Origin of the sequence: Anaeromyxobacter oryzisoli, assembly GCF_022690765.1 — a bacterium.
In the GTDB taxonomy this organism is placed as follows: Bacteria; Myxococcota; Myxococcia; order Myxococcales; family Anaeromyxobacteraceae; genus Anaeromyxobacter; species Anaeromyxobacter oryzisoli.
In genome coordinates this window covers 1-4,652 of sequence record NZ_JALCZA010000144.1, presented here as the reverse complement: position 1 = coordinate 4,652, position 4,652 = coordinate 1, and the positions used below count along the sequence as shown (strand labels likewise).

Here is a 4,652-nt window from a genome sequence, read left to right as displayed (position 1 = left end):
CGGCCGCCGCGCGCTTCGAGGCGGCGCCCTTCCCGGGCGCGCGCCGGGCGGCCGGCTTGCGCGCGGCCCCCTTCCGCCCGCCGGCGCGCGGCGCGGCGGGCTTCCGCCAGCCCGTGTCGCCGGCGAGCATCTTCCGGACCTGCTCGACGTCCTTGTCGCCCCGGCCGGAGACGTTCACCAGGACGAGGCCGCCCGGCCCCACCTCGCGCGCGACCTTGCGGGCCGCGGCGACCGCGTGGGCGCTCTCCAGCGCCGGGATGATCCCCTCGAGCCGGGCGAGGTACTGGAACGCGTCGAGCGCCTCGGCGTCGGTCTGCGGCAGGAGCGTGAGCCGGCCCCGGTCGCGGAGGTACGCGAGCTCCGGGCCGACCCCCGGGTAGTCGAGGCCCGCCGAGATCGAGTGCGCCTCCCGGATCTGGCCGTCGGCGTCCTGGAGGACGTAGCTGCGCGAGCCGTGGAGCACCCCGGGGCTTCCCTTCGCGAGGGAGGCGCCGTGGCGCCCGGAGGAGAGGCCGAGCCCGGCCGCCTCCGCCGCCACGAGATCGACGCTCTCGTCCTCGATGAAGGCGCTGAAGATCCCCATCGCGTTCGACCCGCCGCCGACGCAGGCGACCACGGCGTCCGGGAGGCGGCCGGCGAGCTCCAGCACCTGCCGCCGCGCCTCGCGCCCGATCACCGACTGGAACTCCCGGACCATCGCGGGGTAGGGGTGTGGGCCCGCCACGGAGCCGATGATGTAGTGGGTGTCACGGACGTTCGTCACCCAGTCCCGGAGCGCCTCGTTCATCGCGTCCTTGAGCGTGGCGGAGCCGGCCTCGACCGGGATCACCCGCGCCCCGAGGAGCTGCATCCGGAAGACGTTCAGCGCCTGCCGCTCCACGTCGAGGGCGCCCTGGTAGACCTCGCAGGGCAGGCCGAAGAGCGCCGCCGCGGTGGCGGTCGCGACGCCGTGCTGGCCGGCGCCCGTCTCGGCGATGATCCGCTTCTTCCCCATCCGGCGGGCGAGCAGGATCTGCCCGAGGGTGTTGTTGAGCTTGTGCGACCCGGTGTGGCAGAGGTCCTCGCGCTTGAGGAGGACCCGGCAGCCGCCGACGTCCTCGCTCATGCGCCGCGCCTCGGAGACCGGCGTCTCGCGCCCGGCGTACCGCTCGAGCAGCTCGTCGAGCTCGGCCTGGAACGCCGGGTCGGCGCGCGCCGCCCGCCAGGCGGCCTCGAGCTCCTCGAGAGCCGGGACCAGGGTCTCCGGGACGAACCGTCCGCCGTACTCGCCGTAGCGCCCGCGCTCGTCGGGCAACGCCGTCGCGCTGCTGATGCTGGTCATGACATGGCTCCGGGTTGTGATCGGGGCGTGCCGCCCCGCCCCGCCGCCCTGAGCATGTCGAAGGGCGTCAGGGCCCCACCCCTGCTGCGCGGGGCCCGTGACCGCTCGCGCCCCGCTTCGCGGGGTTCGCTCGCGGTCCCCGCGCGGAGGGGCTGTGCCCCTCCCCCCGCCATGCGGCGGGGTCCCCCCACCTCGTGTGCCGCTGTCATCGAACCGCTCCTCGCGCCGCCTCGATGAACCGCTTCATCTTTTGGTGATCCTTCACGCCGGGGGCGGACTCGACCCCGCTCGCCACGTCCACGCCGAAGGGCCGGACCGCCCGGATCGCCTCGGCGACGTTCTCGGGGGTGAGCCCGCCCGCGAGCCAGACCCGCCGGTTGGCGGCGGCCTCCGCGGCGAGCGCCCAGTCGAACGCGGCGCCGCTCCCGCCGTAGCCCGGCGACGGGGAGTCGAGGAGGAACCCCGACACCTCGTACGACGCGAGCGCCGCGAGCGAGCGCGGGCCCTCCACCCGGATCGCCTTCACCACCGGGACGGGGAGGCCGGCGCAGAGGGCGGGCGGCTCGTCGCCGTGGAGCTGGACCGCGCCGACGCCGGAGGCGGCGATCGCCGCGAGGAGCTCCTCGCGCGTCGGGTCCACGAAGACGCCCACCGCCGTGACGCCGGGCGGGAGGCGCGCCACGATCGCCCTCGCCGCGGCGGGCTCGACGAAGCGCTTCGACCGCGGCCAGAAGTTGAAGCCGAGGGCGTCGGCGCCGAGCGCCGCCGCGGCGAGCGCGTCGTCGAGGCGCCTGAAGCCGCAGAGTTTTACACGGGGCGTGCCGCCCCGCCCCGCGCCGGGTCGACCCGCGTCGCTCACCCGCACAGCTCCCGGATCAGCGCGCCGGGGTCGGCGGCCCGCACCAGCGCCTCGCCCACGAGCAGGTTCGCGGCGCCGGCCCGCCTGAGCCGGCGGGCGTCCTCGGGGGTCCTCACCCCGCTCTCGGCGACGCCCTTCACGCCCTCGGGCAGCAGCGGGAGGATCCGCTCCGACGTCGAGAGGTCCACCGTCATCGTCTTGAGGTTCCGGTTGTTCACGCCGATGATCCGCGCGCCGGCGCGGAGCGCCGCGTCGGCCTCGCGCTCGTCGTGCACCTCGACCAGCGCGGCGAGCCCGAGCTCGCCGCAGCGATCGACGAGCCGGGACAGCCCGTCCTCCGAGAGCGCCGCCACGATGAGGAGGGCGGCGTCGGCCCCGGCCGCCCGCGCCTCGAGGAGCTGGTAGGGGTCGCCCACGAAGTCCTTGCGGAGGAGCGGCGTCTCGACGGCGGCGCGCACCGCGCGGAGGTCGTCGAGCGAGCCGCCGAACCCCGGCCCGTCGGTGAGCACCGAGATGGCCGCCGCGCCGGCGGCGGCGTAGCGGCGGGCCTGGGCCGGCGCGTCGAGCGACGCCTCGATGGCGCCGGCGGAGGGGCTCGCCCGCTTCACCTCGGCGATGATCCGCAGCGGGCCGCCGGGGGCGGAGAGGGCGGCCTCGAACGGCCGGGGCGGGGGCGCGTCCCTCAGGCGGGCCGCGAGCTCCGCGTCGGGCAACGCCCGACGGCGCTCCGCGATCTCCCCGACCTTGCGCGCCATGATCTGTCCGAGGACGGTCACGCGGCCACCGCCGTCGCCTCGACGAGGCGCGAGAGCTTCTCGCGGGCGGCGCCGCCGTCGATGACCCCGGCGGCGACCCGGACCCCCTCGACGAGATCCTTGGCCGCGCCGGTGCAGACGAGGGCGGCCGCCGCGTTCGCGAGCACCGCGTCTCGCGGCGCGCCCTTCTGCCCGTCGAGCACGTCCGTGAGGATCCGGGCGTTCCGCTCGGCGTCGCCGCCGACGATCTCCCGCTCCTCGTGGCGCGCGAGCCCCAGGTCCTCTGGGCGGAGGGCGTACCGCTCGAGGCGGCCGTCCTTCACCTCGCAGACGTGCGTCATGCCGGTGACCGTGATCTCGTCGAGCCCCTCGCCGTGGACGACGAAGGCGTGGACCGCGCCCAGGGCGACGAGGACGCCGCCGAGCACCGGGACCCACCGCGGCTCGTAGACGCCGAGCACCTGGTACCGCGCGCCGGCGGGGTTGGCGAGGGGGCCGAGGAGGTTGAAGATCGTCCGGACCCCGAGCTCGCGCCGGATGCCGGCCACCGCCTTGAACGCGGGGTGGAGCCGCGGCGCGAACAGGAAGCCGATCCCGACCTCGGAGATCGATCGTTCGACGACGTCCTTGGGCGCGTCCACGTTCACGCCCAGGGCGGCGAGCACGTCGGCGGAGCCGGAGCGGGAGGAGACCGCCCGGTTGCCGTGCTTCGCGACGCACACGCCGGCGCCCGCCACGACGAACGCGGCGGTCGTGGAGATGTTGAACGTGTTCCGGCAGTCGCCGCCGGTGCCGCAGGTGTCCACGAACACCTCGCGGTCCACCCGCACCGGATCGACCCGGGCCCGCATCACGTCGGCCGCGCCGGCGATCTCCTCGACGGTCTCGCCCTTCACGCGGAGCGCCGCGAGGAACGCGCCGACCTGGGCCGGCGTGGCGGCGGCGTCGGCCACCTCGCTCATCACCGCGGACATCTCTTCGCGCGTGAGGTCCTCGTGTTCGAGGAGCTTCGCGATCGCCTTCTGGATCACCCTTGTGCCTCCGCCGCGCCGCCGAGCCGCGCGAGCCAGTTGCCGAGGAGCGCCTTCCCCTCGGTCGTCAGGATGGACTCCGGGTGGAACTGGACGCCCTCCACCTCCAGCGTCCGGTGGCGGAGCCCCATGATCTCCCCCTCCGCCGTCCAGCTCGTCACCTCGAGGGCCGCGGGCAGCGACTCGCGCTCGACCACGAGCGAGTGGTAGCGGCCGGCCTGGAAGGGCTCGGAGACGCCGGCGTAGAGCCCGGCGCCGCGGTGGTGCACCGGGCTCGACTTGCCGTGCACGATCCGGGCGTTCCGGACGACCCTGCCCCCGAACGCCTGGCCGATGGCCTGGTGGCCGAGGCAGACGCCCAGGATCGGCAGCTCGCCGGCCAGGGCGCGGATCGCCTCGAGCGTCACGCCGGCCTCGTCGGGCGTGCACGGCCCCGGCGAGAGGACCAGGCCGTCCGGACGCCGGGCGCGGATCCCCGCGACGTCGATCTCGTCGTTGCGGAAGACCGACACGTCCGCGCCGAGCTCGCCGAGGTACTGGACCAGGTTGAAGGTGAACGAGTCGTAGTTGTCGACGAGCAGCACCCGCGGCGTCATGACCGCCCCCCGCGCGCCCGGGGCCTCGGCCGTCGCGCGGCGACCTTCCCGCGCCCGCCGCGGGCGGCCCGGGGGGCCGGGGCGGGCTTC

General features: G+C 75.9%; 5 protein-coding genes. All 5 read right to left on the bottom strand.

Annotated features, from left to right (window positions below; all coding sequences use genetic code 11):
• The coding region (gene trpB, locus MNZ27_RS22810) for a tryptophan synthase subunit beta (RefSeq protein ID WP_242396364.1) at positions 1 to 1,321 on the bottom strand (1,321 nt) is incomplete at its 3' end.
• A gap of 205 nt (positions 1,322 to 1,526) precedes the next feature.
• On the bottom strand, positions 1,527 to 2,180 hold the full coding sequence (locus MNZ27_RS22805) for a phosphoribosylanthranilate isomerase (protein WP_242396363.1): 654 nt from the start codon (positions 2,178 to 2,180) through the stop codon (positions 1,527 to 1,529).
• The gene (gene trpC, locus MNZ27_RS22800; protein ID WP_242396362.1) at positions 2,177 to 2,956 is read right to left on the bottom strand and encodes an indole-3-glycerol phosphate synthase TrpC; all 780 of its coding nucleotides are present in this window, start codon (positions 2,954 to 2,956) and stop codon (positions 2,177 to 2,179) included. Before trpC ends, MNZ27_RS22805 begins: the two co-directional genes overlap by 4 nt.
• The gene (gene trpD / locus MNZ27_RS22795; protein ID WP_242396361.1) at positions 2,953 to 3,966 is read right to left on the bottom strand and encodes an anthranilate phosphoribosyltransferase; all 1,014 of its coding nucleotides are present in this window, start codon (positions 3,964 to 3,966) and stop codon (positions 2,953 to 2,955) included. Before trpD ends, trpC begins: the two co-directional genes overlap by 4 nt.
• Positions 3,963 to 4,562, bottom strand: coding sequence for an anthranilate synthase component II (locus MNZ27_RS22790; RefSeq protein WP_242396365.1), 600 nt, complete (start codon positions 4,560 to 4,562; stop codon positions 3,963 to 3,965). The genes trpD and MNZ27_RS22790 overlap by 4 nt, the downstream gene beginning before the upstream one ends.
• Positions 4,563 to 4,652 lie beyond the last annotated feature (90 nt).

Bases quoted from the DNA above. Each gene is read 5' to 3' on its own strand.
- MNZ27_RS22790 (WP_242396365.1), bottom strand. From the start codon at position 4,562: ATGACGCCGCGGGTGCTGCTCGTCGACAACTACGACTCGTTCACCTTC.